This is a genomic window from Streptomyces sp. NPDC002958 (assembly GCF_055563255.1).
In genome coordinates this window covers 19,932-45,763 of record NZ_JBVHDS010000023.1, presented here as the reverse complement: position 1 = coordinate 45,763, position 25,832 = coordinate 19,932, and the positions used below count along the sequence as shown (strand labels likewise).

The following is a 25,832-nucleotide window of genomic DNA, read 5'->3' as shown; positions in this document are numbered from 1 at the left end:
GTCGACTTTGTGTCCACGGATTTCCGAATTCCCCTGGCTTTTCGGTACCGGCGCCCTCACTGTGGGTAATGGATGAGTTGAGCGGCTTTTCGTACGGATGGGGGTAACGCATGGAAGCGGAGCGGCTTGTAGGAGTGAGTCGGCGTGCTCTGGCACAGAGCCGGGGCACGCCGGACATCATCGCCGAGGCATGGCAGGCCCAGGCACTCGCTCAGGCGATCGGTAGCCGGCTGGCGGCGAGCGGGCCCAAGGAGTTACGGGGCGAGGCGCGCGGGCTCAGCGAGATCGGCGGGAGGAGCAGCGGGGCACTGGACCACCCGGCGGCGCGGGCCGGAGTGGCGCGTGCCGCGCAGCTCTCCGAGCTCGCCGAACCGCGGGCGACGCTGACGGGGCTGGGCACACTGCTCGGGGAAGTGGGGATGGCCCTGGTCGGGGTGGCCTGCGAGACCGATGAGCAGGGGCTCTACTGGCAGTGCATGGAGGCGATCGACGCGGCCGACGAGTCCATGGACCGGGTGCACGGAATGCTTCGGCGCCTCGACGAGCAGGACCGGGAGCGGCAGCAAGAGCTGGAGCGCGGCAGGGAGTGGGCCGGTCCGTCCGGTGCGGTCCGCGGACCGGCGGGCTCGGCGGCGGGCCAGCCGTGACCGCGCAGGAATCCGGGGGTGACGGTGGACGGGGTGGTGCGCGGGGTGGTGCGCAGGGCGATGCACGGGGCGGTCGTGACCGTACAGGACTTCGGCGGCGGCGGCGCGGGGGAGGGAGGCGGAGCGGAATGACCGGCGTTCGGAGGTGCAGGATGGATGCATGGATCTTCGAATCTTCACCGAGCCCCAGCAAGGGGCCGACTACGACACCCTGCTCACCGTGGCCAAGGCGGCCGAGGACCTCGGCTTCGACGCCTTCTACCGCTCCGACCACTACCTCCGCATGGGGCCGGGGGACGGGCTGCCCGGCCCGACCGACGCATGGATCACCCTGGCCGGGCTGGCGCGCGAGACCAAGCGGATCCGGCTCGGCACGCTGATGACCGCAGGGACCTTCCGGCTCCCCGGCGTGCTCGCCATCCAGGTTGCGCAGGTCGACCAGATGTCCGGCGGGCGTGTAGAGCTCGGCCTCGGCGCGGGTTGGTTCGAGGAGGAGCACAAGGCCTACGGCATTCCGTTCCCCAAGGAGAAGTTCGGCAGGCTGGAGGAACAGCTGGAAATCATCACCGGACTGTGGGCGACCGAGATCGGCAAGACGTTCGACTTCGACGGCACGTACTACCAGCTGACCGATTCGCCCGCGCTGCCCAAGCCGGCGCAGGCCAAGGTACCGATCCTGATCGGCGGTCACGGTGCGACGCGTACACCGCGGCTGGCCGCCCGGTACGCGGACGAGTTCAACATCCCCTTCGCGTCGCTGGAGGACAGCGAGAAGCAGTTCGCCCGGGTCAGGGAGGCGGCCAAGGCGGCCGGCCGCGAACCGGACGACCTGGTGTACTCCAACGCCCTGGTGGTCTGCGTCGGCGAGAACGACGCCGAGGTGGCGCGTCGCGCCTCCGTCATCGGCCGTGACGTGGCGGAACTGAAGGCGAACGGGCTCGCCGGCTCGCCCGCCGAGGTGGTCGACAAGATCGGCCGGTACGGCGCGATCGGGTCGTCCCGGATCTACCTCCAGGTCTTGGATCTGGACGACCTGGAGCATTTGGAGCTGATCTCCTCCCGGGTCCAGTCCCAGCTCACCTGAGCCCGGTCAGTCCCGGCTCACCCGAGCCCGGTCCAGTCCCGGCTCACCCGAGTCGGGTCCAGGCCCCGGCTCACGAGGGAGTCACCTGTGCAACCCGCCCGGTGGGTCAACGGCCCGTCCGCCCGTCCGCTCGATCGTGCCCTCTCGGAGGGGGTGGTCCTGCTCGACGGGGGCCTCTCCAACCAGTTGGAGGCGCAGGGCTGCGACCTGTCCGACGCTCTGTGGTCGGCCCGGCTGCTGGCCGATGCGCCCGAGCAGATCGAGGCGGCGCACATGGCCTATGTGCGGGCAGGTGCACAGGTGCTCATCACGGCGAGCTACCAGGCGACTTTCGAGGGGTTCGAGCGACGGGGGATGGGGCGTGCGGAAGCGGTGGAGCTGTTCGCCCGCAGTGTGCGGCTGGCGCGGAGGGCCGCCGGTGCGGTGGAGCGGGAGGTCTGGGTCGCCGCCTCGGTCGGCCCGTACGGGGCGATGCTGGCGGACGGCAGTGAGTACCGGGGCCGCTACGGGCTGTCCGTCCGGGAGCTGGAGCGGTTCCACCGACCCCGGATCGAGGCGCTGGCCGCTGCCGGGCCCGATGTGCTGGCGCTGGAGACGGTGCCGGACATCGACGAGGCCGAGGCGTTGCTGCGAGCGGTCGAGGAGTGTGGGCTGCCCGTCTGGCTCTCGTACAGCGTGGCGGGCGACCGGACCAGGGCGGGGCAGCCGCTGGAGACGGCCTTCGCCCTCGCCTCACGACACGATCGCGTGCTGGCCGTCGGGGTGAATTGCTGCGATCCGGCCGATGCGGACCGGGCGGTGGGGGTGGCGGCGGAGGTGGCCGGGAAACCGGTCGTCGTCTATCCGAACAGCGGTGAGCGGTGGGATGCCGGGGGCGGGGGGTGGGTCGGTGACCCCACGTTCGATCCGGGGAGAGTACGGGCCTGGCAGGACGCCGGCGCCCGGCTGGTGGGCGGCTGCTGCCGGGTCGGTCCGGACACCATCGCGGAGCTGGCCGGGCTGCTCGGCGGAACGACGGCGGGCGAAGGGAAGGGAAGGAAAGGAGGAAAGGAAGAGAAATGAGGGGCCACAGAGCGATAGACGCGTGAAAATTCCTGGTGGGGGGTGAGTGAACGGGACCATACTCGGACGTGTGTTCCTGACAATCAGCACGACCGGCAACCCGGAACGTCCCGCGACCGACCTCGGCTTTCTGCTGCACAAGCACCCCGAGAAGGCGCAGATGTTCTCAACCTCCCATGGCACCGCGCATGTCTTCTACCCCGAGGCATCCGCCGAGCGCTGCACAGCGGCGCTCCTGCTGGAGGTGGATCCCGTGGCGCTGGTGCGCCGCGGCAAGGGCAAGGGCCGGGGCGGTGCTCCCGACGCGGCGCTCGCGCAGTACGTCAACGACCGTCCGTACGCGGCGTCCTCGCTGCTCTCCGTCGCGATGAGCACGGTCTTCAAAACCGCGCTGAACGGCGTGTGCCGAGCGCTGCCCGAGCGCGTACAAGCACCGCTTCCGTTGCGCATTGAGGTTCCCGCACTACCGGCGCGCGGCGGCGCGGAACTGGTCCGCAAGCTCTTCGGGCCGCTCGGCTGGACGAGCGTGGACGCCGTGGCCGTACCTCTGGACGAGCAGTTCCCGGAGTGGGGGGACTCGCGGTACGTACGGCTGGTGCTGGAAGGCGACGTGCGGCTGGCGGACGCGTTGCGGCAGCTCTATGTCCTGCTGCCGGTGCTCGACGACGCCAAGCACTACTGGGTCGCGCCGGACGAGGTGGACAAGCTGTTGCGGGCCGGTGAGGGCTGGCTGGCAGCCCACCCGGAGCAGAAGCTGATCACCAGCCGCTACCTGTCCCGGCGCTGGGGCCTGACCCGGCAGGCGATGCAGCGGCTGGAGCTGGTGCGCCTCGCCGAGTCGGACGACCTCGACGTGGAGAGCATCGACAACGCGGTGGACGAGACGACCGACACCGAGGAGAAGCCGGTGCCGCTCGCCGAGCAGCGGCGCACCGCGATCCTCGACGCGCTGCGCACCGCCGGGGCGAGCCGGGTCCTCGACCTGGGCTGCGGCCAGGGCCAGTTGGTGCAGGCACTGCTCAAGGACGTGGGCTTCACGGAGATCGTCGGTGTCGATGTCTCCATGCGCGCCCTCACGATCGCCTCGCGACGGCTGAAGCTGGACCGGATGGGGGAGCGGCAGGCCGGACGGGTCACGCTTCAGCAGGGCTCGCTCACCTACACCGACAAGCGGCTCAAGGGGTATGACGCGGCCGTGCTCAGCGAGGTCATCGAGCACCTCGACCTGCCGAGGCTGCCCGCGCTGGAGTACGCCGTGTTCGGTTCGGCCCGTCCGCGGACCGTGCTCGTGACGACGCCGAACGTCGAGTACAACGTCCGCTGGGAGAGCCTTCCGGCCGGGCATGTGCGCCATGGCGACCACCGGTTCGAGTGGACCAGGGCCGAGTTCCGCGACTGGGCCCGGAAGGTGGCACAGCGGCATGGATACGGGGTCGACTTCGTCCCCGTGGGGCCCGACGACCCCGAAGTGGGGCCGCCCACACAGATGGCCGTGTTCACGATGACCGCAGCCGATGAGGCCGAGAACGGGCCCGGACGCGAGACCGCCAACGAGACCGAGATGGGGGCGAAAGCCGCATGACCAGTACGTCGCGCACGCTGCCGGTGACCGACCTCTCTCTCGTGGTCCTCATCGGAGCCAGCGGTTCCGGCAAGTCCACCTTCGCCCGTAAGCACTTCAAGCCCACGGAGATCATCTCCTCGGACTTCTGCCGCGGCCTGGTCGCCGACGACGAGAACGATCAGAGCGCCAGCCGTGACGCCTTCGATGTCCTGCACTACATCGTGGGCAGACGGCTCGCCGCCGGGCGGCTGACCGTCGTGGACGCCACCAGCGTCCAGTCCGAGAGCCGCAAACAGCTGGTCCAACTGGCCCGCAATCACGACGTGCTGCCCATTGCGATCGTTCTCGACCTGCCCGAAGAGGTCTGCATCGCGCGCAACGCGGCCCGCCCCGACCGCGCCGACATGCCGCGCCACGTCATCCAGCGCCACCGCCGCGAACTGCGCCGCTCGCTGCGCGGCCTGGAGCGCGAGGGCTTTCGCAAGGTGCACATCCTGCGCACCGAGGAGGAGGCGGAGCACGCCGAAGTGGTTCTGGAGCGCCGCTACAACGACCTGCGCCACCTCACCGGCCCCTTTGACATCATCGGCGACATCCACGGCTGCAGCTCCGAGCTGGAGGCCCTGCTCGGCAAGCTCGGCTACGTCGAGGGCACGCACCCCGAAGGGCGTACGGCGGTCTTCGTCGGCGACCTCGTGGACCGCGGCCCCGACAGCCCCGGCGTACTGCGCCGCGTCATGTCCATGGTGTCGGCGGGCAACGCCCTGTGCGTGCCGGGCAACCACGAGAACAAGCTCGGCCGCTACCTCAAGGGCCGCAACGTCCAGCACACCCATGGACTGGCCGAGACCATCGAGCAGTTGGACCGGGAGGACGAGAAGGCCCCGGCCTTCCGCGGGCAGGTGAGGGAGTTCATCGACGGACTCGTCAGCCACTACGTGCTGGACGAGGGCAAGCTCGTCGTCTGCCACGCCGGACTGCCCGAGAAGTACCACGGCCGCACCTCGGGGCGGGTCCGCTCGCACGCGCTGTACGGGGACACGACGGGAGAGACCGACGAGTTCGGCCTGCCCGTGCGCTACCCATGGGCGCAGGAGTACCGCGGCCGTGCCGCCGTGGTCTACGGCCACACCCCGGTGCCCAACACCTCCTGGGTCAACAACACCATCTGTCTGGACACCGGTGCGGTCTTCGGCGGGAAGATGACCGCGCTGCGGTGGCCGGAGCGCGAGCTCGTCGACGTACCGGCCGAAAAGGTCTGGTACGAGCCGGCCAAGCCGCTGATCACCGAGGCGCCCGGTGGCCGGGAGGGCTGGCCGTTGGACCTCGCCGATGTGCACGGCCGCCGGATCGTGGAGACCCGGCACATGGGCCGCATCGCGGTGCGCGAGGAGAATGCCGCGGCGGCGCTCGAAGTCATGAGCCGGTTCGCCGTCGACCCGCGGCTGCTCGGCTACCTCCCGCCGACCATGGCGCCCACCGCCACCTCGCACGAGAAGGGATATCTGGAGCACCCGGCCGAGGCCTTCGCCCAGTACCGGGCGGACGGGGTCACCGAGGTCGTGTGCGAGGAGAAGCACATGGGCTCGCGTGCGGTGGCGCTGGTCTGCCGGGACGCGAACGCCGCCCGTGAGCGGTTCGGCGCAGGCGGGGACTCCGACGCCTTCGGCTCCGGTGGGGGGCCGACCGGGGCGCTGTACACCCGCACCGGACGGCCGTTCCTCGACGACGTCGCACTCACCGAGGTCATCCTCGGCAGGCTGCGCACCGCCGTCACCGCCGCCGGACTCTGGGAGGAGTGGGACACCGACTGGGTGCTGCTCGACGCCGAGCTGATGCCGTGGTCCCTCAAGGCGGCCGGGCTGCTGCGCTCCCAGTACGCCGCGGTCGGTGCCGCGTCCGGCGCCGTCCTCCCGGAGGTCAACGCGGCTCTCGCGGCAGCGGTGGCCCGTGGGGTGGACGTCGGCGCTCTCGCGGACCGTCAGCAGGGACGTGCCGAGGATGCTGCCTCGTTCACCGAGGCGTACCGCCGCTACTGCTGGAACACCCAGGGCCTCGACGGGGTGCGGCTCGCGCCGTTCCAGATCCTTGCCGTGCAGGGCCGCTCGCTGGCCTCCGTACCGCACGACGAGCAGCTGGCCTGGATCGACCGGCTGGTCGAGCACGACCCGACCGGGCTGCTCCAGGTCACCCGCCGGCTCGTCGTCGACACCGGTGACGAGGCGTCGGTGCGCTCCGGCATCGACTGGTGGCTGGAGATGACCGGGCGCGGCGGCGAAGGCATGGTCGTCAAGCCGCTCGCCGCACTCGTACGGGACGAAAAGGGCAGGCTGGTCCAGCCGGGCATCAAGGTGCGCGGCCGGGAGTACCTGCGGATCATCTACGGCCCCGAGTACACCCGCCCGGAGAATCTGGAACGACTGCGGGGCAGGTTCCTCGGCCACAAGCGGTCGTTGGCGCTCCGGGAGTACGCGCTGGGGCTCGAAGCGCTGGACCGGCTCGCCGACGGGGAGCCGCTGTGGCGGGTCCACGAGGCGGTGTTCGCGGTGCTGGCCCTGGAGTCGGAGCCGGTCGACCCGCGGCTCTAGGGGGTGCCGTCAGTGGGCGTTCCGGTGAGATCAACGGATAATCCGCTGGCGATTCGCCGGGTGAACGGCGCTCCGCACGGTGAGGATGGAGGCATGGGATTCCATGTCGACTCCGAGGCCGGGCGGCTGCGCCGCGTCATCCTGCACCGTCCCGATCTGGAACTGAAGAGGCTCACCCCGAGCAACAAGGACGCGCTCCTGTTCGACGATGTGCTCTGGGTGCGCCGCGCCCGCCAGGAGCACGACGGCTTCGCGGACGTGCTGCGTGACCGCGGAGTGGAGGTGCACCTCTTCGGCGATCTGCTCCGTGAGTCCTTGGACATCCCGGTGGCCAGACGGCTCGTCCTGGACCGGGTTTTCGAGGAGAAGGAGTACGGTCCGCTCGCCACCGAGCATCTACGGGCCGCCTTCGAGGAGTTGCCCAGCGCCGAGCTGGCCGAGGCGCTGGTCGGCGGGATGACCAAGCGGGAGTTCCTGGAGCGGCACAGCGAGCCGACCTCCGTTCGTTTCCACGTCATGGATCTGGACGACTTCCTGCTCGGCCCCCTGCCGAACCATCTCTTCACCCGGGACACCTCGGCCTGGATATACGACGGGGTGTCCATCAACGCGATGCGCTGGCCGGCCCGACAGCGCGAGACGGTCCACTTCGAGGCGATCTACCGCCACCACCCCCTCTTCACCGGCTCCGAGGCGGGCGTCTTCCACCACTGGTCGGAGGGGCAGGACGACTACCCCTCCACCATCGAGGGCGGCGACGTACTGGTCATCGGCCGCGGCGCCGTACTCATCGGGATGAGCGAGCGCACCACCCCGCAGGCGGTGGAGATGCTGGCCCGCGGACTGTTCGACGCCGGCTCGGCGCACACGATCGTGGCGCTCGACATGCCCAAGCAGCGGGCTTTCATGCACCTCGACACGGTGATGACGATGATCGACGGTGACACCTTCACCAAATACGCGGGCCTGGGCATGCTCCGCTCGTACACCATCGAGCCCGGTGAAGGACCGAGGGACCTGAAGGTCACCGACCATCCGCCCGAGCACATGCACCACGCGATCGCGCATGCCCTGGGCCTGGACTCGATCCGGGTCCTCACGGCCACTCAGGACGTGCACGCCGCGCAGCGCGAGCAGTGGGACGACGGGTGCAACGTGCTGGCCGTCGAGCCGGGCGTGGTCGTCGCGTACGAGCGCAATGCCACCACCAACACCTATCTGCGCAAGGAGGGCATCGAGGTCATCGAGATCCGCGGCAGCGAACTCGGCCGGGGCAGGGGCGGCCCCCGCTGCATGAGCTGCCCCGTGGTACGCGACCCGGTGTAAGGGCGCTGTGCGACCGGGCGCTGGGACGCGCGACCCGGGCCCAGACCGACGGCACCGTATAGCAATGCAGGACTTCGTATAGACTTCCAGGGTTACCGTATGTGCGATCCCCGCCCGACCCAGGAGCAGTCCTATGGCCATAGACCTCGCAGGCCGCCACTTCCTCAAGGAGCTGGACTTCACGGCCGAGGAGTTCCGCGGCCTGATCGACCTCGCGGCCGAGCTCAAGGCCGCCAAGAAGTCGGGGACCGAGGTGCAGCGACTGCGCGGCAGGAACGTCGCGCTGATCTTCGAGAAGACCTCGACCCGCACCCGCTGTGCCTTCGAGGTGGCCGCCGCCGACCAGGGTGCGTCCACGACCTGTCTCGACCCCTCCGGCTCGCAGATGGGGCACAAGGAGTCGGTGAAGGACACGGCCCGCGTCCTCGGCCGGATGTTCGACGGCATTGAGTACCGCGGTGACAGTCAGGCCGCCGTCGAGGAGCTTGCCGCCTACGGTGGCGTTCCGGTCTTCAACGGACTCACCGACGACTGGCACCCGACCCAGATGCTCGCCGATGTCCTCACCATGACCGAGCACAGCGAGAAGCCGCTGGAGCGGATCGCCTTCGCCTACCTCGGCGACGCCCGCTTCAACATGGGCAACTCCTACCTGGTCACCGGTGCGCTGCTCGGCATGGATGTGCGGATCGTCGCACCGAAGGCGTACTGGCCGGCCGAGCAGATCGTCGCCGAGGCCCGTAGGCTGGCCGAGGCCGGCGGCGCGACCGTCACTCTCACCGAGGACATCGCCGAGGGCGTCAAGGGCGTGGACTTCGTCGCCACCGATGTCTGGGTCTCCATGGGCGAGCCCAAGGAGGTCTGGGGCGAGCGCATCGAGGCCCTCGCGCCGTACGCCGTGACCATGGACGTCCTTCGGGCCACCGGCAACGCCGATGTGAAGTTCCTGCACTGCCTCCCGGCCTTCCACGACCTCGGTACCGAGGTCGGGCGGGAGATCGAGGCCGCGCACGGGCTGACGGAGCTGGAAGTCACCGACGAGGTCTTCGAGTCCGCACACTCGGTCGTCTTCGACGAGGCCGAGAACCGGATGCACACGATCAAGGCCGTTCTGGTGGCAACCCTGGCGACCTCAGGCTGATGACTGCATGGTCATGCACCCGATTGGGTGAACATGCGCTGAGGTGACTAATATGTTGCCTCTTGGTGGGGTTCGAGCTCGCACGCTCGAACCCCCATTTTCGTGTGTGTCACCAGGGCCCCGGGCTCCCCACAGGCCCCGGGCGCACATCCCCCACATGCTCCACCAGAGAAGAGACCATCCCCGTGAGTCCGCTGCGCCCACCGAGCCCCCCGCGCCCGTCCGGGCTACGTGTCAAGAGCCCCCACCAGCTGATCGCCGAATCCGGCGCAGACCTGGAGGGGCACGGCCTCAAGCGCACCATGGGGCTCTTCCAGCTGGTGTGCTTCGGTGTCGGAGCCATCGTCGGCACCGGCATCTTCGTCGGCCTCTCCGACAGCGTCGCCGAGGCGGGCCCAGCCGTCGTGCTGTCCTTCGTGCTCGCCGCGATCACCTGCATCTTCACCGCGTTCTCCTTCGCCGAGCTGGGCAGCGCGATCCCGGTGTCCGGCAGCTCGTACTCCTTCGCCTACGCGACTCTCGGTGAACGCATCGCCTTCCTCGTCGGCTGGTGTCTGCTGCTGGAGTACGGCGTCTCGGTCTCCGCGGTCGCCGTCGGCTGGAGCCAGTACGTCAATGAACTGCTGGACAGCCTGTTCGGCCGGCAGCTTCCCGCGGCCCTCTCGGCGGGGCCCGGCGACGGTGGTGTGATCAATCTGCCCGCCGTCCTGGTGGTCATGATGGCCGCCACCCTGTTGGTGCGCGGCGTCCGCGAGAGCGCGGGGGCCACCGCCGCGATGGCGGTCCTCAAGATCACCATTCTGATCGTGTTCTGCGCCATCGCCTTCACGGCCTTCGAGCACGGTAACCTCACGCCGTTCGCCGCCCACGGGGTCGGCGGGGTCACCGCCGGTGCGTCGCTGGCGTTCTTTTCGTACATCGGCTTCGACGCCATCACCACCGCGGGCGAAGAGGTCAAGAACCCGCGGCGGAACATCCCGATCGCGATCATGATCTGCATCGGCCTGGTCACCCTGCTGTACTGCGCCGTCGCGCTCGCGGCCATCGCCGCCCTCGGCCCGGAGGCCGTCGCCGACAAGCCGGCCGCGCTCTCGATCGTCGTCGATCAGGTCACCGACTCGACCGTCGGCGGCGGGATCATCGCGTTCGGAGCGGTCGTCGCAATCGCATCCGTCGTGCTCGCGGTGATGTACGGGCAGACCCGCATCCTGATGTCGATGTCCCGCGACGGTCTGGTCCCGCGGGTCTTCGAGCGGGTCTCGCCGCGGACGGCGACGCCGGTCGCCAACACCTGGATCGTGGCGGTCGTCTTCGCGATCCCGGCGGCCTTCTCGTCGCTCGACGTGGTGGTGAACCTGACGACCATCGGCACACTGGCCACCATGGTCGCGGTGAACATCGCGGTGATCGTGCTGCGCCGCCGCAACCCGGAGGTGAGGGGCTCGTTCCGGGTGCCGCTCTATCCGCTGAGCCCGCTGCTCGGCGTCGCCTTCTGCCTCTACCTGATGTACGGCACGGGCTGGGTCACCTGGGTGCAGTTCGCCGTGTTCCTGATCGTCGGCATGGCGGTGTACACGTTCTACGGCCGCAGCCGCTCCCGGCTGGCCGCTGCCGACGCGGGTTGATTCGGGCGGCCGGTCGGCCGAGACATCCGGAGACGTTCGGTCAGCTCTGAGGCGTACGGGGCGGCAGGGTGAACCACACCGCCTTGCCGTGCTCCGTCGTGCGGTGACCGCAGGATGAGCTGAGCGTACGGATCAGCAGCAGACCCCGGCCGTGCTCCTGCCAGGGGTCCGGTTCGCTGCCGGGCTGCGGATGGGAGAGGTCGCCCGGCGGCGCGGGGTCGCGGTCGTGCACCTCCACCTGGCAGCCGGTCGGCAGGAGCTCCACCACCAGCTCGATGGGCTCGTCGCTGCGGGTGTGCTCCACGGCGTTGGCGACCAGCTCGGCGGTGAGGAGCTCGGCGGTCTCGGAGTCGGCCGGTGCGTCGATGTCCGCCAGCGCCGTACGGATCAGGGCGCGGGCGACCGGTACGGCCGCCGTCGAATGCGGTAGGGCGATCCGCCAGGCGGCGGGGAGGGGGACGTCGGAGGGCACGGCAGGGTTTCCGTTCCGGAGTGCGTGAACTTTCTGGAGGTCATGACTTCCTGATTTCAACCTTATGAAGTGAAACGACCCGGACAAGGGTCTGCCGACCGGTACGAAGGGGACGTTCGGCACTACGCTCTCACGCTCCGCTTATTGCGTGCTCATGACGGGAGTCACGTACGAGTGATAAGTTCGGTTGCAGGTAGCAGCCCGACGGCTGAAGGGGAGCCCCCTCCATGAGCCCGTTTCCCAGCTCCGCCCCCCGTACGGATGACTGGCGCCATCTGCGGCTGACGACGGACGACGGAGTTGCCACCGTCACTCTCGCCCGCCCCGAGAAACTCAATGCGCTCACCTTCGGCGCCTATGCCGACCTGCGTGACCTGCTTGCCGAACTGTCCCGCGAACGCACCGTGCGCGCTCTGGTACTCGCGGGGGAGGGCCGCGGATTCTGCTCCGGCGGAGATGTCGACGACATCATCGGCGCGACACTCGCCATGGACACCGCCCAGCTTCTCGATTTCAACCGCATGACCGGGCAAGTGGTGCGGGCCCTTCGTGAATCCCCCTTCCCCGTCATCGCCGCCGTACACGGCGTGGCGGCAGGTGCCGGCGCGGTTCTTGCGCTGGCCGCCGACTTCCGGATCGCCGACCCGTCCGCCCGCTTCGCCTTCCTGTTCACCAAGGTCGGCCTCTCCGGCGGCGACATGGGCGCCGCCTATCTGCTGCCGCGCGTCGTCGGCCTCGGTCATGCCACCCGGCTGCTGATGCTTGGTGAACCGGTTCGCGCACCCGAAGCGGAGCGCATCGGGCTGATCAGCGAGCTGACCGAAGAAGGCCAGGCGGATGTACGCGCGGCAGCACTCGCCCGCCGCCTCGCCGACGGACCGGCCCTCGCCCTCGCCCAGACCAAGGCGCTGCTCACCGCCGAACTCGACATGCCGCTTGCCGCCGCGGTCGAGATGGACGCCGCGACCCAGGCCCTGCTGATGCACGGCGACGACTACGCCGAGTTCCACGCCGCCTTCACCGAGAAGCGGCCACCGAAGTGGCAAGGCCGGTAGCGCGATGTCGCCCGGCGTGAACCGGACGGGTGCGACGCCGCCCGGCGTGAACCGGACGGGTGCGATGCCGCCCGAGGTGAACCGGTCCGGCGCGATGCCGCCCGGCCCACAGCGGACAGGTCCACAGCGGACGGGCCCACAGCGGATCGCGGTCATCGGCGGCGGCCCCGGCGGGCTCTACGCCGCGGCCCTGCTCAAGCGGCTCGACCCGGACCGCGACATCACCGTCTGGGAACGCAACGCCCCCGACGACACCTTCGGCTTCGGCGTCGTCCTCTCCGACGAGACCCTCGGCGGCATCGAGCACGCCGACCCCGTCGTCCACCGGGCACTCCGGGACGAGTTCGTACGGTGGGACGACATCGACATCGCTCACCGCGGCGTGACCCAGACCTCCGGCGGCCACGGCTTCGCGGCGCTGGGCCGGCGCAGACTCCTGGAGATCCTGCACGAACGCTGCGACTCCCTCGGCGTACAGCTTCGCTTCCGCACCGAGGCCCCGCCGGCCGCCGAGCTGGCCGCCGCGTACGACCTGGTGATCGCCGCCGACGGGGTGCACAGCCTCACCCGTGCCGCCCACGCCGACGCCTTCGGCCCCCGCCTCACCACCCACCGCTGCCGCTACATCTGGCTCGCCGCCGACTTCGCCCTCGACGCCTTCCGCTTCGAGATCGCCGAGACCGCGTACGGGGTGATGCAGCTCCACGGCTACCCCTTCTCGGCCGACGCCTCCACCGTCATCGTCGAGATGCGCGAGGAGGTCTGGCGCGCCGCCGGATTCGACACCTGCGACGTGGAGCACTCGACCGTACGCTGCGCCGAGATCTTCACCGAGGCGCTCGGCGGCCGGCTGCTGCGTTCCAACAACTCCGCCTGGCTCACCTTCCGTACCGTTGTCAACGCCCGCTGGTCGCACGGCAACACGGTCCTCATCGGCGACGCCGCCCACACCGCGCACTTCTCCATCGGCTCCGGCACCAAACTCGCCGTCGAGGACGCCCTCGCGCTCGCCGCCTGCGTCGAGGAACAGCCCGATCTGCCCGGCGCACTGGCCGCGTACGAGGCCGAGCGCCGCCCGGTCGTCGAATCGACCCAGCGGGCCGCCGCGGCCAGCCTGCGCTGGTTCGAGGAGCTCGGCACCTGTGTCGACCAGCCGCCCCGCCAGTTCGCCTTCAACCTCCTCACCCGAAGCCGCCGTGTCACCCACGACAATCTGCGGCTGCGCGACGCCTCCTTCACCGCCGCCGTCGAGGAGGAATTCGGCTGCGCCCCGGGCACCCCGCCGATGTTCACCCCGCTGCGGCTGCGCGGTCTCGAGCTGCGCAACCGCGTCGTCGTCTCGCCCATGGACATGTACTCGGCCGTCGACGGCGTCCCCGGCGACTTCCACCTCGTCCACCTGGGCGCACGCGCACTCGGCGGCGCCGGGCTCGTCATGACGGAGATGGTGTGCGTCAGCGCCGAGGGCCGTATCACCCCCGGCTGCGCCGGGCTCTACACCCCCGAACAGGCCGCCGCCTGGACCCGGATCACCGACTTCGTCCATACGCGCGCACCCGGTACGGCCATCGGCGTCCAGCTCGGCCACTCCGGGCGCAAGGGCTCCACCAAACTGATGTGGGAGGGCATCGACCAGCCCCTGGATCACGGTAACTGGCCCCTCAGCGCAGCCTCCCCGATCCCTTACGCGGACGGCGTCAACCAGGTCCCGCACGCCCTGGACCGGGCCGGACTCGACGCGGTACGTGAACAGTTCGCATCGGCGGCCCGGCGCGCCGACCTCTGCGGCTTCGACCTGCTCGAACTCCACTGCGCCCACGGCTACTTGCTCTCCGGTTTCCTCTCGCCGCTCACCAACCATCGCACCGACCACTACGGCGGATCGCTACAGGGCCGACTCCGCTTCCCCCTTGAAGTCTTCGACGCGATCCGCGCCGCCTGGCCCGACGACCGGCCCATGACCGTCCGTATCTCCGCCACGGACTGGGCCGAGGGCGGCACGACGGCCGAGGACGCCGTCGAGATCGCCCGCGCCTTCGTCGCCCACGGAGCCGATGCCATCGATGTCTCCACCGGCCAGGTCGTCCCCGACGAGCGCCCCGAGTACGGCCGCTCCTACCAGACCCCGTACGCCGACCGGATCCGCAACACGCTGTGCGTGCCCGTCATCGCGGTCGGTGCGATCTCCTCCTGGGACGACGTCAATTCACTGCTGCTCGCGGGCCGGGCCGACCTCTGCGCCCTGGCCCGTCCCCACCTCTACGACCCGCACTGGACGCTGCACGCGGCGGCCGACCAGGGCTACAGCGGACCGGGCGCGCCCTGGCCGCTCCCGTATCGCGCGGGCAGCCGCACCCCGCCCACGGGCCGCACGGACGCACCGAAGCCGCGGCTCACTCTGGGGTCACGGACCGGCCACGCAGGAGCCGACACTCCGCTCATCGTCCCTCCGCGCTGATCAGCAGCCGGTCCGAGACAGCCCGGTAGCCGATGCGCTGGTACACGCCGTTGCTGGTCGGGTTTGCGAGGTCGGTGAAGAGCAGCACCTCCTGCGCGCCGGCCTCCCGTGCCGCCCGGCTGATCTCCGCCGTCACCGCGGCCGCGTACCCCCGGCCGCGGTGCTCGGGAGGTGTGTAGACCGCCGCGACCCGCACCGTGCCCGCGATCTGCGGTGAGACGCAGGCCATCGAGACCGGCACGCCGTCGACCTCCCAGAGGGTCAGCCTGCCGGAGGCCGTCCGCTCGTCCAGGATCCGTTCGGCATGGGTACCGGGCTGGCCGACCTCTTCGGCGAAGGCGAGATGCCAGCGCACCAGCAGTTCCCGGTCGGCGGCGGTGGCGGCCCTGGGCCGGCCCGAAGGGGCGGGGGAGGGCGGGATCAGCGTCCCCAGCCGGTAGAGCCGCTGCTCCTGGTCGACCCGGTGGCCGGGCCAGGTGGCGGCCAGCGCCTCGGCAGTGGCCCGGTCCGCATTGATCCCGGTCAGGGGGAGCGCGGCGGCCAGCGGGCCGACCGCCTCCGGGGCGACGGATCCCAGCAGCGGCGGATACGGCGGGGTCTGCACCAGCGTCCCCGCGACCTCGCCGTCCGCCCCGCGCCACCAGCCCAGCAGCGGGGCGCCGTCACCATAGGCGTGCGGGCCGATGTGCCGCAGGGTCGCGGTGACGGTCAGAATCAGGGTGTTCTCGGCGGGCCGGGCGGCCAGTGAAGCACCGGCCGCGTCGAGAAAGACATCGACATCATCGGTGAACGTCCAAATCATGCTTCATCCTGCCGGGTGTGCGTGGAGCGAAGCACCCGCATTTCTGTGTCTGTCTCCCCGCGGCCTTCCCAGTCAGTCGCCCCGCAGCCGGAAGCGCTGCAGTTTCCCGGTGGCGGTCCGGGGGAGCGCGGACAGGAACTCGATGACGCGCGGGCACTTGTGCGGGGCCAGTTCGCTCTTCATGTACGAGCGGAGCTCGTCGGCCGACAGTTCCGCACCCTCCCGCAACACGACGTATGCCACCACGATCCGGCCCCGCAGCTCGTCGGCCCGGCCCACCACCGCCGCCTCGGCCACCGAGGGATGGCGCAGCAGGGCATCCTCGACCTCGGGGCCCGCGATGTTGTAACCGGCGGAGATGATCATGTCGTCGGCGCGGGCGACGTAGCGGAAGTAGCCGTCCGCGTCGCGCACATAGGTGTCACCGGTGAGATTCCAGCCGTGCGCCACATAGTCCCGCTGGCGCTCGTCGGCGAGATAGCGGCAGCCGACCGGGCCGCGGACGGCGAGGAGTCCGGGCTCCCCGTCCGGCACCTGCCTGCCCTCGCGGTCCAGCACCCGGGCCTGCCAGCCGGGCACGGGGACCCCGGTGGCGCCGGGGCGGATCGCGTCGTCGGAGGCGGAGATGAAGATGTGCAGCAGTTCGGTGGCGCCGATGCCGTTGATGATGCGCAGACCCGTCCGCTCGTACCAGGACCGCCAGGTGGCGACCGGAAGGTTCTCGCCGGCCGAGACACAGCGCCGCAGCGCCGTCAGATCGTGCGCGTCGATGTGGTCGAGCATCAGGCGGTAGGCGGTCGGCGCGGTGAACAGCACCGAGACACGGTGGGCGGCGAGTGCGGGCAGCAGCTGGGCAGGGCCGGACTGTTCGAGCAGCAGGGCACTGGCACCGGCCCGCAGCGGGAAGACAACCAGACCACCGAGCCCGAAGGTGAAGCCGAGCGGCGGACTGCCGGCGAACACATCGTCGGACGTGGGACGCAGGACATGACGCGAGAAGGTGTCGGCGATGGCGAGCACGTCCCGGTGGAAGTGCATACAACCCTTGGGGCGCCCGGTGGTGCCCGAGGTGAACGCGATCAGCGCGACATCGTCCGCCGTCGTGTCCACGGGGCGGTACGGCCCCGGCCTGGCCTCGGCCAGGTGCAGCAGATCGTCCGGGGCATCACCTCCGTACACCGTGATCCGCAGCCCCGGCACTTTGGCCTTCACCAGGTCGTCGACCGCCCGGATGTCGCACAGCGCGTGGTTCACCCGGGCGATCGAGCAGACGGTGGCGAGTTCGGCGGACCGCTGCTGGGCCAGCACAGTGACGGCGATCGCGCCGGCCTTGAGCACCGCGAGCCAGCAGGCGGCCAGATGGGGGGTGGTGGGGCCGCGCAGCAGGACGCGGTTGCCGGGTACGACCCCCAGATCGGATGTGAGGACATGGGCGATCCGGTCCACCCGGTCCCGCAGCTCCCCGTAGCTCCAGATTTCGCCGTCGGGGGTACGGAACGCGGGTCGGTCGGGGCCGAAGCGGGCGACCGTACGGTCCAGCAGTTCGGCCGCGCAGTTGAGACGGGCCGGATAGTGCAGTTCGGGGAGGTCGAAGAGCAGTTCCGGCCACTGGTCCTGGGGTGGCAGATGCTCCCTGGCGAAGGTGTCGAGGTGCGCTGAGGTCTTCGGGTCCATGACGGATCGCCCCCTTGTCGCCTCTGGAGCGTATCGTTTGGGTGACGGTAGTCAACGGTCCGCGATAAGACGACGAGAAGACGAGAAGACGAGACGCGACAAGAGAGGCGCCGGTATGACGGCATTCTCGCTCGATCCGGCACAATCCGCCTGGTGCGAAGAGTTAAAAGCCCTTGCCGAGCAGCAACTGCGCCCCCTTGCCGACAAAGGTGACCCGGGCCATGTCAACCGCCCCCTGATCGCCGCGCTCGGTGAGTCGGGCCTGCTCGACCGGATGCTGAACTCCGGCGCCCTGGACCTCTGCCTGCTCCGCGAGTCACTGGCCCGCGGCTGCACGGAGGCCGAGACCGCACTGGCCCTCCAGGGCCTCGGCACCCACCCCGTGGTCCAGGCGGGAACCCTGGCCCACCGCGAACGCTGGCTCCCCGAAGTGCGCGCGGGACGCGCCGTCGCGGCCTTCGCGCTCAGCGAACCGGGCGCGGGCTCCGACGCGGCGGCCCTCGCGCTGAACGCCGAACGCGCCCCCGACGGTTGGCGGCTGACCGGCGAGAAGTGCTGGATCTCCAACGCGCCCGAGGCCGACTTCTACACCGTCTTCGCCCGGACGACCCCGGGCGCCGGATCCCGTGGCGTCACCGCGTTCCTGGTCCCCGCCGACCGCCCCGGACTGACCGGCACCGCCCTCGACATGCTTTCGCCGCACCCCATCGGGGCCCTGGTCCTCGACGGTGTCCCGGTCACCCCCGACGACGTGCTCGGCGAGCCGGACCGAGGCTTCCGGGTCGCCATGAACACCCTCAACCTGTTCCGCCCCAGCGTCGGCGCGTTCGCCGTCGGCATGGCCCGCGCCGCCCTTGATGCCACGGTGGCGTACACCGCCGAACGCACCGCGTTCGGCGGCCCGCTGAAGAACCTCCAGGCGGTCTCCCACCAGGTCGCCGAGATGGCCACCCGCACCGAAGCGTCCCGGCTCCTGGTGTACGCGGCCGCCGCCGCGTACGACGCGGGGGAGTCCGGCGTGCCGCGCCGCGCGGCCATGGCGAAGCTGTACGCCACCGAGACCGCGCAGTACGTCGTCGACACCGCCGTGCAGCTGCACGGCGCCCGCGCCCTGCGCCGCGGCCACCTCCTCGAACATCTCTACCGGGAGGTCCGCGCCCCACGGATCTACGAGGGTGCCAGCGAGGTCCAGCGCACGATCATCGCCAAGGAGTTGTACGCGAACCGGGAGGCGTCCGTATGAGTCCGGTCCACCGGATCAACCCCGCCGAACTGTCGCCGCCCGCGGGCTTCTCGCACGCCGTCACGGCGACCGGCGGCCGACTGGTCTTCCTGGCCGGGCAGACCGCCCTCGACTCGAACGGCAAGGTCGTCGGCGCCGCCCTGCCCGAGCAGTTCGCGACGGCGCTCGCCAATCTGTTCACCGCCCTGCGCGCGGCGGGCGGCACCCCGGCGGACCTGGCCCGGGTCACCGTGTACGCCACCGATGTCGCCGACTATCGGACCAATGCCGGGGAACTGGGCCGGATCTGGCGGCAGTTGGCGGGCCGCGACTATCCGGCGATGGCGGTCATCGGCGTGGCGAGGCTCTGGGACGAGCAGGCTCTGGTCGAGATCGACGGGGTGGCAGTACTTCCGTGACCCCACCGCGACGGGCCGGGCGCGGCGCGCCGTACGGGTGAAGAACGGTCGGGGATATATCTGTATTTAGTGCTCATTGTCCGTGATGCATCGCCCACGCCCCGGACGCCCGACCGGAGCGGGCGCGGGACGCCCCTCGGGGCCGTATGACCGCGCTCATCGTCTGTCACTTCGTCCTGGCCGCCTGCGCGCGCCCGCTGGTACGAGCGCTGGGCAGACGCGCCTTCGTTGTGCTCGCGCTGCCACCGGCCGCCGCCACCGTGTGGGCGGCCACGCAGTGGAACACCGCCGCCTCCGGCGGTTCGGTCACCCGGTCATGGCAGTGGATGCCGGCGTACGACGTCACCGTCGATCTGCGGCTCGACGCGCTTGCCGAGCTGATGGTGCTGCTCGCGGCCGGAATCGGCACGCTCGTCCTGCTCTACTGCGCCTCGTACTTCACCGACGACACCCCACAACTGGCCGGCTTCGCCGGGAATCTCCTCGCGTTCGCGGGCGCCATGCTCGCCCTGGTCCTCGCCGACGACCTGATCTCGCTCTATGTGTTCTGGGAGCTGACCACGGTCTTCTCGTACCTGCTGATCGGGTACGACAGCGAGCAGAAACACAGCCGCCGCTCCGCGCTCCAGGCGTTCACCGTGACCACGCTCGGCGGCCTCGCGATGTTCGTCGGCTTCCTGATCATCGGTCAGACGGCGGGCACGTACCGGATCTCCGCGATCCTCGCCGACCCGCCCGGGGCGAGCCTCGCCGTCTCCGTCGCGGTGGTGCTGATCCTGTGCGGGGCCCTGTCGAAGTCGGCGATCTGGCCGTTCAGCCTCTGGCTGCCGAACGCCATGGCCGCACCCACCCCCGTCAGCGCCTATCTGCACGCCGCAGCGATGGTGAAGGCCGGTGTCTACCTGGTCGCCCGGCTCGCGCCCGGCTTCGCCGATGTGCCCATCTGGCGGCCCGTCGTGATCGTCCTCGGCGCCGCGACCATGCTGCTCGGCGGCTGGCGGGCGCTGCGCCTGAACGACCTCAAGCTCGTCCTCGCCTACGGCACCGTCAGCCAGCTCGGCCTCCTCACCCTGCTCTCCGGGATCGGCAACCGGGACGCGGCACTGGCCGCCGCCGTCATGATCCTGGCCCACGCCCTGTTCAAGGCCCCGCTGTTCCTCGTCACCGGCATCGTCGACCACGCGGCGGGCACCCGCGATCTGCGCAAGCTCTCCGGCGTCGGCCGGGCACTGCCGCACGTCCGCACCGTCGCGGTGCTCGCTGCCGCGTCCATGGCCGCCCTGCCCCCGCTGCTCGGCTTCGCCGCGAAGGAGGCCGCGTTCGAGGCGCTGCTGCACGGCAACACCGCCGACCGCTGGGCACTGGGCATCACGGTCGCGGGTTCGGCGCTGACAGTCGCATACACCGTGCGATTCGTCTGGGGAGCATTCGCCCGTAAACCCGGGGTCGAGGACACCCCGGTGCACCAGGTCGGCCTGTCATTCCTCGCATCACCCGCCCTGCTCGCGGTCTGCGGGCTGGTTCTGGGCCCGGGCGTCGGATGGACCGACCGGCTGTTCAGCGCGTACGCGGACACGCTCCCCCCGTCCGCCCATCCGTACCACCTCGCGCTCTGGCACGGTTTCGGGACCCCCGTGCTCCTCTCGGCCGTCGCCATCGCGGGCGGTGTGGTGCTCTTCATGGGCCGCACCACCGTGACCCGGCTCTCCCGGCGGATCGCCTGGCCGACCGCCGACAGCGTCTTCGGACACCTGCTCCTCGGTCTGGAACGGCTCTCCCTCCAGCTCACCGGCTTCGTCCAGCGCGGCTCGCTCTCCGTCTACCTCGCCATTACCCTGCTCGTGATGCTGGCCGGCCAGCTCACCGTCCTCGGTGTGGATCGGCCCTGGCGCGGCGCCGCCGCCCCGAGGGCCTGGGACATCCCGCTGCAGGGCGCCATCGCTGTGCTGACCTGTGCGGCCGCACTTCTCTGTCTCACCGTCAGCCGCCGGATGAAGGCCGTGGTCCTGGCGGGGCTGACCGGATACGGGGCCGCGCTGCTCTTTGTCGTCCAGGGCGGCCCGGACCTGGCGCTCACCCAGTTCTGCGTCGAGACCGTCTCGATGATCGTGTTCGTGCTGGTGCTGCGCCGAATGCCGGTGCACTTCCAGGAGTCGGTCAGCACCTGGCGGCGTGCCGTACGCATTCCGGTGGCGCTGGCCTCGGCGGCGACGCTCGGGGTGGTGGTGTGGGTCGCGGCGGCGGCCCGTACGGCGGACCCGGCGGGCGCGGCCATGGTGGAGGAAACAGCCCACCACGGCCTCAAGGACGTCGTGGCCACCATCCTGGTCGACCTGCGCGCCTGGGACACGATGGGGGAGTCCGCCGTGCTCGCCACTGCGGCGATCGGGGTGACGAGCCTGATCTATCTGCATCGCCGCACCGAGGGACCGTCGCTGCGGGAAGAGGCACAGGGGCGTACCGCCTGGTCGTTGACGGCCCCCGAGATGACAAAAATTCCGCACGGCGACGAAGGCGCGCCGGAGCGCAGCTGGCTCGCGGCCGGCGCGACGCTCGCGCCCGAGCACCGCTCGATCGTCTTCGAGGTCGTGGCCCGGCTGCTGTTCCACCCGGTCCTGGTGCTCTCGGTGTATCTGCTCTTCTGCGCCGAGAACATGCCGGGCGGCGGCTTCGTCGCCGGACTCGTCGCCGGGCTCGCCCTGATCACCCGCTACCTGGCGGGCGGCCGCTTCGAACTTGCCGAGGCCGCGCCGCTGCAACCCGGACTCTTCACCGGCCTCGGGCTGTTCCTCTCCACCGGCGTCGCCCTGCTCGGCCTCGCCGAGGGAACGGTCCTGCACGCCTGGACCCACCACGGCCAACTGCCCCTGATCGGCGAATACGAGATGGGCACCCAGGTCCTCTTCGACTTCGGGGTCTATCTGCTGGTGCTGGGCGTGGTGCTGGACATTGTGCGCGCGCTCGGCGCCAAGATCGATCGGCAGATCGAGCGAGCGGCGGCCGAAAAGGCAGCCGCGGCGAGTACTGGTACCCCGCCGGAAGCGGCACCCGGGACCGGAGGCACCCCCGGATGACGGTCAGCGCCTCGCTCCTGGCCACCGCCGCGGTGCTGTGCGCGGTCGGCGGCATCCTCATGCTCACCCGACCCCTCACCCGCATCCTGCTCGGTGCGGTGATCGCCGGCAACGGCATCAACCTGCTCGTCCTGGCCGCCGGCGGACGGGCCGGTGAGGAACCGCTCCTCTACGGCGTCCCGCTGGCCCAGATCACCGACCCCCTGCCCCAGGCCATCGCGCTCACCGCGATCGTCATCACCCTCGCCACCACGGCGTTCCTCCTCGCCATGGCCTACCGCAGCCACCAGCTGACCGGCACGGACGAGGTCCACGACGACCTGGAGGACCGGCGCATCGCACTGCGCTCCGAGGTACTGGGGGAGCGGGACGAACTGCGCGAACGCTACCGGGCCGCCCCCGACGTCACGGACGAGGAACGTGCCCGGTACCGCGAGGAGCGCCGCCGCCTGCGGGCCAGGCTGCGCGCCGACCGCGCCCTCCAGGCCCGCGGCCGGTACGCCACCGGGGACCTCTGGCACGACGTACTGGGCGCGGACCCCGAGGACTACGCACAACAGCGGGCCCACCCCGACGCCTCCGACCCAGGAGCCACCGGATGAACGCACTCGTCCCCCTGCCGGTGCTGCTGCCGCTCAGCGCCACCGGCCTGAGCCTCGCCTTCGGCACCCGACTCAAACAGATCCAGCGCCTCACCAGCGTCGCCGTGCTCACCGCCGTACTCGGACTCTCCCTCACCCTGATGATCGTCGCCGACGCCCGCGGCCCGCTCACCGTCCACCTCGGCGACTTCGCGCCACCGCTCGGCATCACCCTGGTCGCCGACCGACTGTCCGGACTGATGCTGACCGTCTCCTCCGCCATCACGCTCTGCGTGCTGGTCTACTCCCTCGGCCAGGGCATGGCCGACCGGGACGAGGAAACACCCGTCGCGGTCTTCCATCCCGCGTATCTGATCCTGGTTGCCGGAGTCTCCTGCACCTTCCTTGCCGGTGACCTCGTCAACCTCTACGTCGGCTTCGAGATCATGCTGGTCGCCAGCTTCGTCCTGCTCACCCTCGGCGGCACCGGCCCCCGCGTCCGCGCAGGCTCCACCTACGTGATCATCTCGCTGTTCTCGTCGATGCTGTTCCTCACCGCCATCGCCATGACGTACGCGGCGACCGGCACCGCGAACTTCGCCCAGCTCGCCGTCCGCCTCCCCGAACTCCCGCTCGGCGTCCAGACCTTGATCCAGGCGATGCTGCTCACCGTCTTCGCCATCAAGGCCGCCGTTTTCCCGCTCGCCGCCTGGCTCCCCGACTCCTATCCGACCGCGCCCGCCCCCGTCACCGCCGTCTTCGCCGGTCTGCTCACCAAGGTCGGTATCTACTGCATGCTGCGCACGCAGACCCTGCTCTTCCCCGGCAACCGGCTCGGCGACCTGCTGATGGCCTCCGCGCTCGCCTCGATGGTCGTCGGCATCTTCGGAGCCGTCGCCCAGACCGACCTGAAACGGCTGCTCTCCTTCATCCTCATCAGCCACATCGGCTACATGGTCTTCGGTATCGGCCTCGCCACCCGGGACGCGTACGGCGGCGCGATCGTCTACGTCGCCCACCACATCACCGTCCAGACCACGCTCTTCCTGGTGGCAGGGTTGATCGAACGCCGGGGCGGCACCACCGAACTCACCCGGATCGGCGGACTGGCCAAGGCCGCCCCGCTCCTCGCCACCCTCTTCTTCGTACCCGCCATGAACCTGGCCGGCATCCCGCCGCTCTCCGGATTCATCGGCAAGTTCGGGCTGATGCGGGCCGGTGTCGCCGACGGCAGCGTCTGGGCGTGGATCCTCGTCATAGGGTCGGCCGTGACCAGCCTCCTCACGCTGTACGTGATGGCCAAGGTCTGGAACCTGGCGTTCTGGCGGGCCGCGCCCCCCGGCCAGGCCGCGTACGGCACCGTCCTGGAGTCCGACTCCGAAGAGGACGACAAGGACATCGACGAGGGCCCCGACCACATCCCCGGCACCGGCGACGAACCGGTCCGCCGCCGCCATCAGCCCGCAGGGCGCGCGGTCGCGGCCACCCTGCACGGACACGCCGTCACCACCACCACGCACCTGCCGAAGCCGATGACCGCGGCCACCGCGGCAGCCGTCGCCCTCGGACTCGCCTTCACCGTGTTCGCCGGTCCGCTGACCTCCTACACCGACCGCGCGGCCGCCGAACTCCTCGCGCGCGCCCCCTACGTCGAGGCGGTGCTCGGCCGGTGAAACGCCTGATCAAGCTGTCCTTCCGGAACAAGGACCTGCCGCCCTTCAGCTGTGAGTTCGGCGGGCGGGGACGGGTGCTCGACCCTCCGCTGATCGCCTGGCTCACACTCATCTGGGTGATGCTCTGGTCCAGTCTGCAGTGGGCCAACGTACTGACTGGCGCGGTCGTGGCGATCGCCGTCTGCCTGGCCTTCCCGCTGCCCCGGGTCGACCTCGGGCTCCGCCTGCACCCATGGGGCATCCTGATGCTCGCCGGCTATCTGCTGTACGACATGTACACCTCGGGCGTACGGGTCACCCGGCAGATCTTCGTCAGCCATCCGCACCGGGCCGCCGTCATCGCCGTACCGCTGCGCTGCCGCTCCGACCTGATGCTCGCGGCCACCGCCGTCGCCGTGTCGAACGTACCCGGCGGATCGGTCGTCGAGGTACGCCGCGCCACGGCCACCCTCTTCCTGCATGTCCTCGACGCGGACAGACCCGCCGTCCTCGACGCGGCGCGGCGCTCCGTCTGGCGCCTCGAACGGCTGACCGTCCGGGCCTTCGGCACCCCCGACGAGATCGCCCGCGTCGCCGCACCACCGCCTTCGACCACACCACCCGACAGGGAGGGCGCCGCATGAGCGTGCCGGAGACCGTCGACCGGGCGCTGCTCACCGCGTCCGTCGTGGTGATCGTCGTCGCCGGAGCAGGGCTCCTCGCCCGGATCTGGCGGGGCCCCTCCATGCTGGACCGGGCCATCTCGCTGGACGTGTGCGCCGCCCTCATCATCGCGGGCCTCGGCGCCAAGTCCGCCTTCGCCCGCGACCCCTTCTACTTCCCGATCATGCTGGTGCTGGCGTTCCTGGGGTTCACGGGCTCGGTCGGCATCGCCCGCTTCATCGCCGTACGCGACCGGCCACCGAGACACGGTGTGAACGGGGACGGCCCCGACGGCTCCGAGGGAGAATTGCGGTGAACGCCTGGCTCCAGATCCTCGATACGACCGGTGCGGCACTGGTCTTCATCGGCGCGGCCGTCTGCCTGCTCGGCGTGATCGGGATGCTGCGGCTGCCGGATGTGCTGTCCCGCAGCCATGCCGCCACCAAACCGCAGACCCTCGGCATGCTCCTGGTCCTCGCCGGGGTGGCCCTGCGGCTGCGCAGCGGCATGGACCTCGCCACCCTCGCGCTGATCGGTTTCTTCCAGCTGATGACCGGCCCCGTGGCCGCCCATCTGGTGGCCCGGACCGCCTACCGCACCGGCCAGATCGACCACGGCGAGCTGCTCTTCGACGAACTCGACCAGCAGTTGACTGAGGAGAACTGAGACCCCGGAGTCTCCGGGCACCCGCCGCACGAAGCGCGAATGCCCCGCACGGCTACC

At 70.4% G+C, this 25,832-nt stretch carries 21 protein-coding genes; 18 read left to right on the top strand and 3 right to left on the bottom strand.

Features of this window, described 5'->3' with window-relative positions; all coding sequences use genetic code 11:
• Positions 1–110 precede the first annotated feature (110 nt).
• From ACZ3IC_RS27880 to ACZ3IC_RS27845, 8 genes are all read left to right on the top strand, one after another.
• Entirely contained in the window at positions 111–647 is a 537-nt protein-coding gene (locus ACZ3IC_RS27880) for a DUF6099 family protein (RefSeq protein WP_467420474.1), read from the top strand.
• A gap of 160 nt (positions 648–807) precedes the next feature.
• Positions 808–1,731 carry an LLM class F420-dependent oxidoreductase gene (locus ACZ3IC_RS27875; protein ID WP_467420472.1) on the top strand — a complete coding sequence of 308 codons (924 nt, stop codon included), beginning with the start codon at positions 808–810 and terminating at the stop codon, positions 1,729–1,731.
• 87 nt (positions 1,732–1,818) lie between these two features.
• The gene (gene mmuM / locus ACZ3IC_RS27870) at positions 1,819–2,793 is read left to right on the top strand and encodes a homocysteine S-methyltransferase (protein WP_467420470.1); all 975 of its coding nucleotides are present in this window, start codon (positions 1,819–1,821) and stop codon (positions 2,791–2,793) included.
• A gap of 70 nt (positions 2,794–2,863) precedes the next feature.
• Positions 2,864–4,375: a 3' terminal RNA ribose 2'-O-methyltransferase Hen1 gene (locus tag ACZ3IC_RS27865; protein ID WP_467420469.1), complete on the top strand. Its 1,512-nt coding sequence runs from the start codon at positions 2,864–2,866 to the stop codon at positions 4,373–4,375.
• Positions 4,372–6,945: a polynucleotide kinase-phosphatase gene (locus tag ACZ3IC_RS27860; protein ID WP_467420468.1), complete on the top strand. Its 2,574-nt coding sequence runs from the start codon at positions 4,372–4,374 to the stop codon at positions 6,943–6,945. The genes ACZ3IC_RS27865 and ACZ3IC_RS27860 overlap by 4 nt, the downstream gene beginning before the upstream one ends.
• Before the next feature lie 93 nt (positions 6,946–7,038).
• Positions 7,039–8,271, top strand: a complete 1,233-nt coding sequence (locus tag ACZ3IC_RS27855; protein ID WP_467420466.1) for an arginine deiminase — start codon at positions 7,039–7,041, stop codon at positions 8,269–8,271.
• A gap of 133 nt (positions 8,272–8,404) precedes the next feature.
• Positions 8,405–9,412 carry an ornithine carbamoyltransferase gene (gene argF / locus ACZ3IC_RS27850; protein ID WP_467420464.1) on the top strand — a complete coding sequence of 336 codons (1,008 nt, stop codon included), beginning with the start codon at positions 8,405–8,407 and terminating at the stop codon, positions 9,410–9,412.
• A 185-nt stretch (positions 9,413–9,597) separates the two neighbouring features.
• Positions 9,598–11,037, top strand: coding sequence for an amino acid permease (locus ACZ3IC_RS27845; RefSeq protein WP_467420461.1), 1,440 nt, complete (start codon positions 9,598–9,600; stop codon positions 11,035–11,037).
• A gap of 40 nt (positions 11,038–11,077) precedes the next feature.
• Here ACZ3IC_RS27845 and ACZ3IC_RS27840 read toward each other — a convergent pair whose 3' ends face one another.
• Positions 11,078–11,509 (bottom strand): ATP-binding protein, encoded by a 432-nt coding sequence (locus tag ACZ3IC_RS27840; RefSeq protein ID WP_467420459.1) that lies wholly within the window; start codon positions 11,507–11,509, stop codon positions 11,078–11,080.
• A 227-nt stretch (positions 11,510–11,736) separates the two neighbouring features.
• Here ACZ3IC_RS27840 and ACZ3IC_RS27835 point away from each other — a divergent pair, with 227 nt between their 5' ends.
• Both ACZ3IC_RS27835 and ACZ3IC_RS27830 read left to right on the top strand, forming a co-directional pair.
• The gene (locus ACZ3IC_RS27835; protein WP_467420457.1) at positions 11,737–12,564 is read left to right on the top strand and encodes an enoyl-CoA hydratase family protein; all 828 of its coding nucleotides are present in this window, start codon (positions 11,737–11,739) and stop codon (positions 12,562–12,564) included.
• A gap of 94 nt (positions 12,565–12,658) precedes the next feature.
• Entirely contained in the window at positions 12,659–15,022 is a 2,364-nt protein-coding gene (locus ACZ3IC_RS27830; protein ID WP_467420550.1) for a bifunctional salicylyl-CoA 5-hydroxylase/oxidoreductase, read from the top strand.
• Here the strand turns inward: ACZ3IC_RS27830 and ACZ3IC_RS27825 are convergent.
• Positions 15,003–15,824 (bottom strand): GNAT family N-acetyltransferase, encoded by an 822-nt coding sequence (locus ACZ3IC_RS27825; RefSeq protein WP_467420455.1) that lies wholly within the window; start codon positions 15,822–15,824, stop codon positions 15,003–15,005. The genes ACZ3IC_RS27830 and ACZ3IC_RS27825 overlap by 20 nt on opposite strands.
• Before the next feature lie 72 nt (positions 15,825–15,896).
• Positions 15,897–17,498 (bottom strand): AMP-binding protein, encoded by a 1,602-nt coding sequence (locus tag ACZ3IC_RS27820; RefSeq protein WP_467420452.1) that lies wholly within the window; start codon positions 17,496–17,498, stop codon positions 15,897–15,899.
• 115 nt (positions 17,499–17,613) lie between these two features.
• Between ACZ3IC_RS27820 and ACZ3IC_RS27815 the strand changes: the two genes are divergently transcribed.
• The 8 genes from ACZ3IC_RS27815 to mnhG all read left to right on the top strand — a co-directional run bounded on the left by ACZ3IC_RS27815 (position 17,614) and on the right by mnhG (position 25,775).
• The gene (locus ACZ3IC_RS27815; RefSeq protein WP_467420450.1) at positions 17,614–18,741 is read left to right on the top strand and encodes an acyl-CoA dehydrogenase family protein; all 1,128 of its coding nucleotides are present in this window, start codon (positions 17,614–17,616) and stop codon (positions 18,739–18,741) included.
• Positions 18,738–19,139, top strand: a complete 402-nt coding sequence (locus ACZ3IC_RS27810; RefSeq protein WP_467420447.1) for a RidA family protein — start codon at positions 18,738–18,740, stop codon at positions 19,137–19,139. The genes ACZ3IC_RS27815 and ACZ3IC_RS27810 overlap by 4 nt, the downstream gene beginning before the upstream one ends.
• A gap of 146 nt (positions 19,140–19,285) precedes the next feature.
• Positions 19,286–22,213 carry a Na+/H+ antiporter subunit A gene (locus ACZ3IC_RS27805; RefSeq protein ID WP_467420446.1) on the top strand — a complete coding sequence of 976 codons (2,928 nt, stop codon included), beginning with the start codon at positions 19,286–19,288 and terminating at the stop codon, positions 22,211–22,213.
• Positions 22,210–22,815 (top strand): Na(+)/H(+) antiporter subunit C, encoded by a 606-nt coding sequence (locus ACZ3IC_RS27800; RefSeq protein WP_467420444.1) that lies wholly within the window; start codon positions 22,210–22,212, stop codon positions 22,813–22,815. The genes ACZ3IC_RS27805 and ACZ3IC_RS27800 overlap by 4 nt, the downstream gene beginning before the upstream one ends.
• On the top strand, positions 22,812–24,467 hold the full coding sequence (locus ACZ3IC_RS27795) for a Na+/H+ antiporter subunit D (RefSeq protein ID WP_467420441.1): 1,656 nt from the start codon (positions 22,812–22,814) through the stop codon (positions 24,465–24,467). Before ACZ3IC_RS27800 ends, ACZ3IC_RS27795 begins: the two co-directional genes overlap by 4 nt.
• Positions 24,464–25,090 (top strand): Na+/H+ antiporter subunit E, encoded by a 627-nt coding sequence (locus ACZ3IC_RS27790; RefSeq protein WP_467420440.1) that lies wholly within the window; start codon positions 24,464–24,466, stop codon positions 25,088–25,090. The genes ACZ3IC_RS27795 and ACZ3IC_RS27790 overlap by 4 nt, the downstream gene beginning before the upstream one ends.
• Positions 25,087–25,425, top strand: a complete 339-nt coding sequence (locus ACZ3IC_RS27785) for an MrpF/PhaF family protein (RefSeq protein ID WP_467420437.1) — start codon at positions 25,087–25,089, stop codon at positions 25,423–25,425. Before ACZ3IC_RS27790 ends, ACZ3IC_RS27785 begins: the two co-directional genes overlap by 4 nt.
• On the top strand, positions 25,422–25,775 hold the full coding sequence (mnhG, locus tag ACZ3IC_RS27780; protein ID WP_467420435.1) for a monovalent cation/H(+) antiporter subunit G: 354 nt from the start codon (positions 25,422–25,424) through the stop codon (positions 25,773–25,775). Before ACZ3IC_RS27785 ends, mnhG begins: the two co-directional genes overlap by 4 nt.
• Positions 25,776–25,832 lie beyond the last annotated feature (57 nt).

Bases quoted from the DNA above. Each gene is read 5' to 3' on its own strand.
- ACZ3IC_RS27880 (WP_467420474.1), top strand. From the start codon at position 111: ATGGAAGCGGAGCGGCTTGTAGGAGTGAGTCGGCGTGCTCTGGCACAG.
- ACZ3IC_RS27875 (WP_467420472.1), top strand. From the start codon at position 808: ATGGATCTTCGAATCTTCACCGAGCCCCAGCAAGGGGCCGACTACGAC.
- ACZ3IC_RS27860 (WP_467420468.1), top strand. From the start codon at position 4,372: ATGACCAGTACGTCGCGCACGCTGCCGGTGACCGACCTCTCTCTCGTG.
- ACZ3IC_RS27855 (WP_467420466.1), top strand. From the start codon at position 7,039: ATGGGATTCCATGTCGACTCCGAGGCCGGGCGGCTGCGCCGCGTCATC.
- argF (WP_467420464.1), top strand. From the start codon at position 8,405: ATGGCCATAGACCTCGCAGGCCGCCACTTCCTCAAGGAGCTGGACTTC.
- ACZ3IC_RS27835 (WP_467420457.1), top strand. From the start codon at position 11,737: ATGAGCCCGTTTCCCAGCTCCGCCCCCCGTACGGATGACTGGCGCCAT.
- ACZ3IC_RS27830 (WP_467420550.1), top strand. From the start codon at position 12,659: ATGCCGCCCGGCCCACAGCGGACAGGTCCACAGCGGACGGGCCCACAG.
- ACZ3IC_RS27825 (WP_467420455.1), bottom strand. From the start codon at position 15,824: ATGATTTGGACGTTCACCGATGATGTCGATGTCTTTCTCGACGCGGCC.
- ACZ3IC_RS27820 (WP_467420452.1), bottom strand. From the start codon at position 17,498: ATGGACCCGAAGACCTCAGCGCACCTCGACACCTTCGCCAGGGAGCAT.
- ACZ3IC_RS27815 (WP_467420450.1), top strand. From the start codon at position 17,614: ATGACGGCATTCTCGCTCGATCCGGCACAATCCGCCTGGTGCGAAGAG.
- ACZ3IC_RS27810 (WP_467420447.1), top strand. From the start codon at position 18,738: ATGAGTCCGGTCCACCGGATCAACCCCGCCGAACTGTCGCCGCCCGCG.
- ACZ3IC_RS27805 (WP_467420446.1), top strand. From the start codon at position 19,286: ATGACCGCGCTCATCGTCTGTCACTTCGTCCTGGCCGCCTGCGCGCGC.
- ACZ3IC_RS27800 (WP_467420444.1), top strand. From the start codon at position 22,210: ATGACGGTCAGCGCCTCGCTCCTGGCCACCGCCGCGGTGCTGTGCGCG.
- ACZ3IC_RS27795 (WP_467420441.1), top strand. From the start codon at position 22,812: ATGAACGCACTCGTCCCCCTGCCGGTGCTGCTGCCGCTCAGCGCCACC.
- ACZ3IC_RS27785 (WP_467420437.1), top strand. From the start codon at position 25,087: ATGAGCGTGCCGGAGACCGTCGACCGGGCGCTGCTCACCGCGTCCGTC.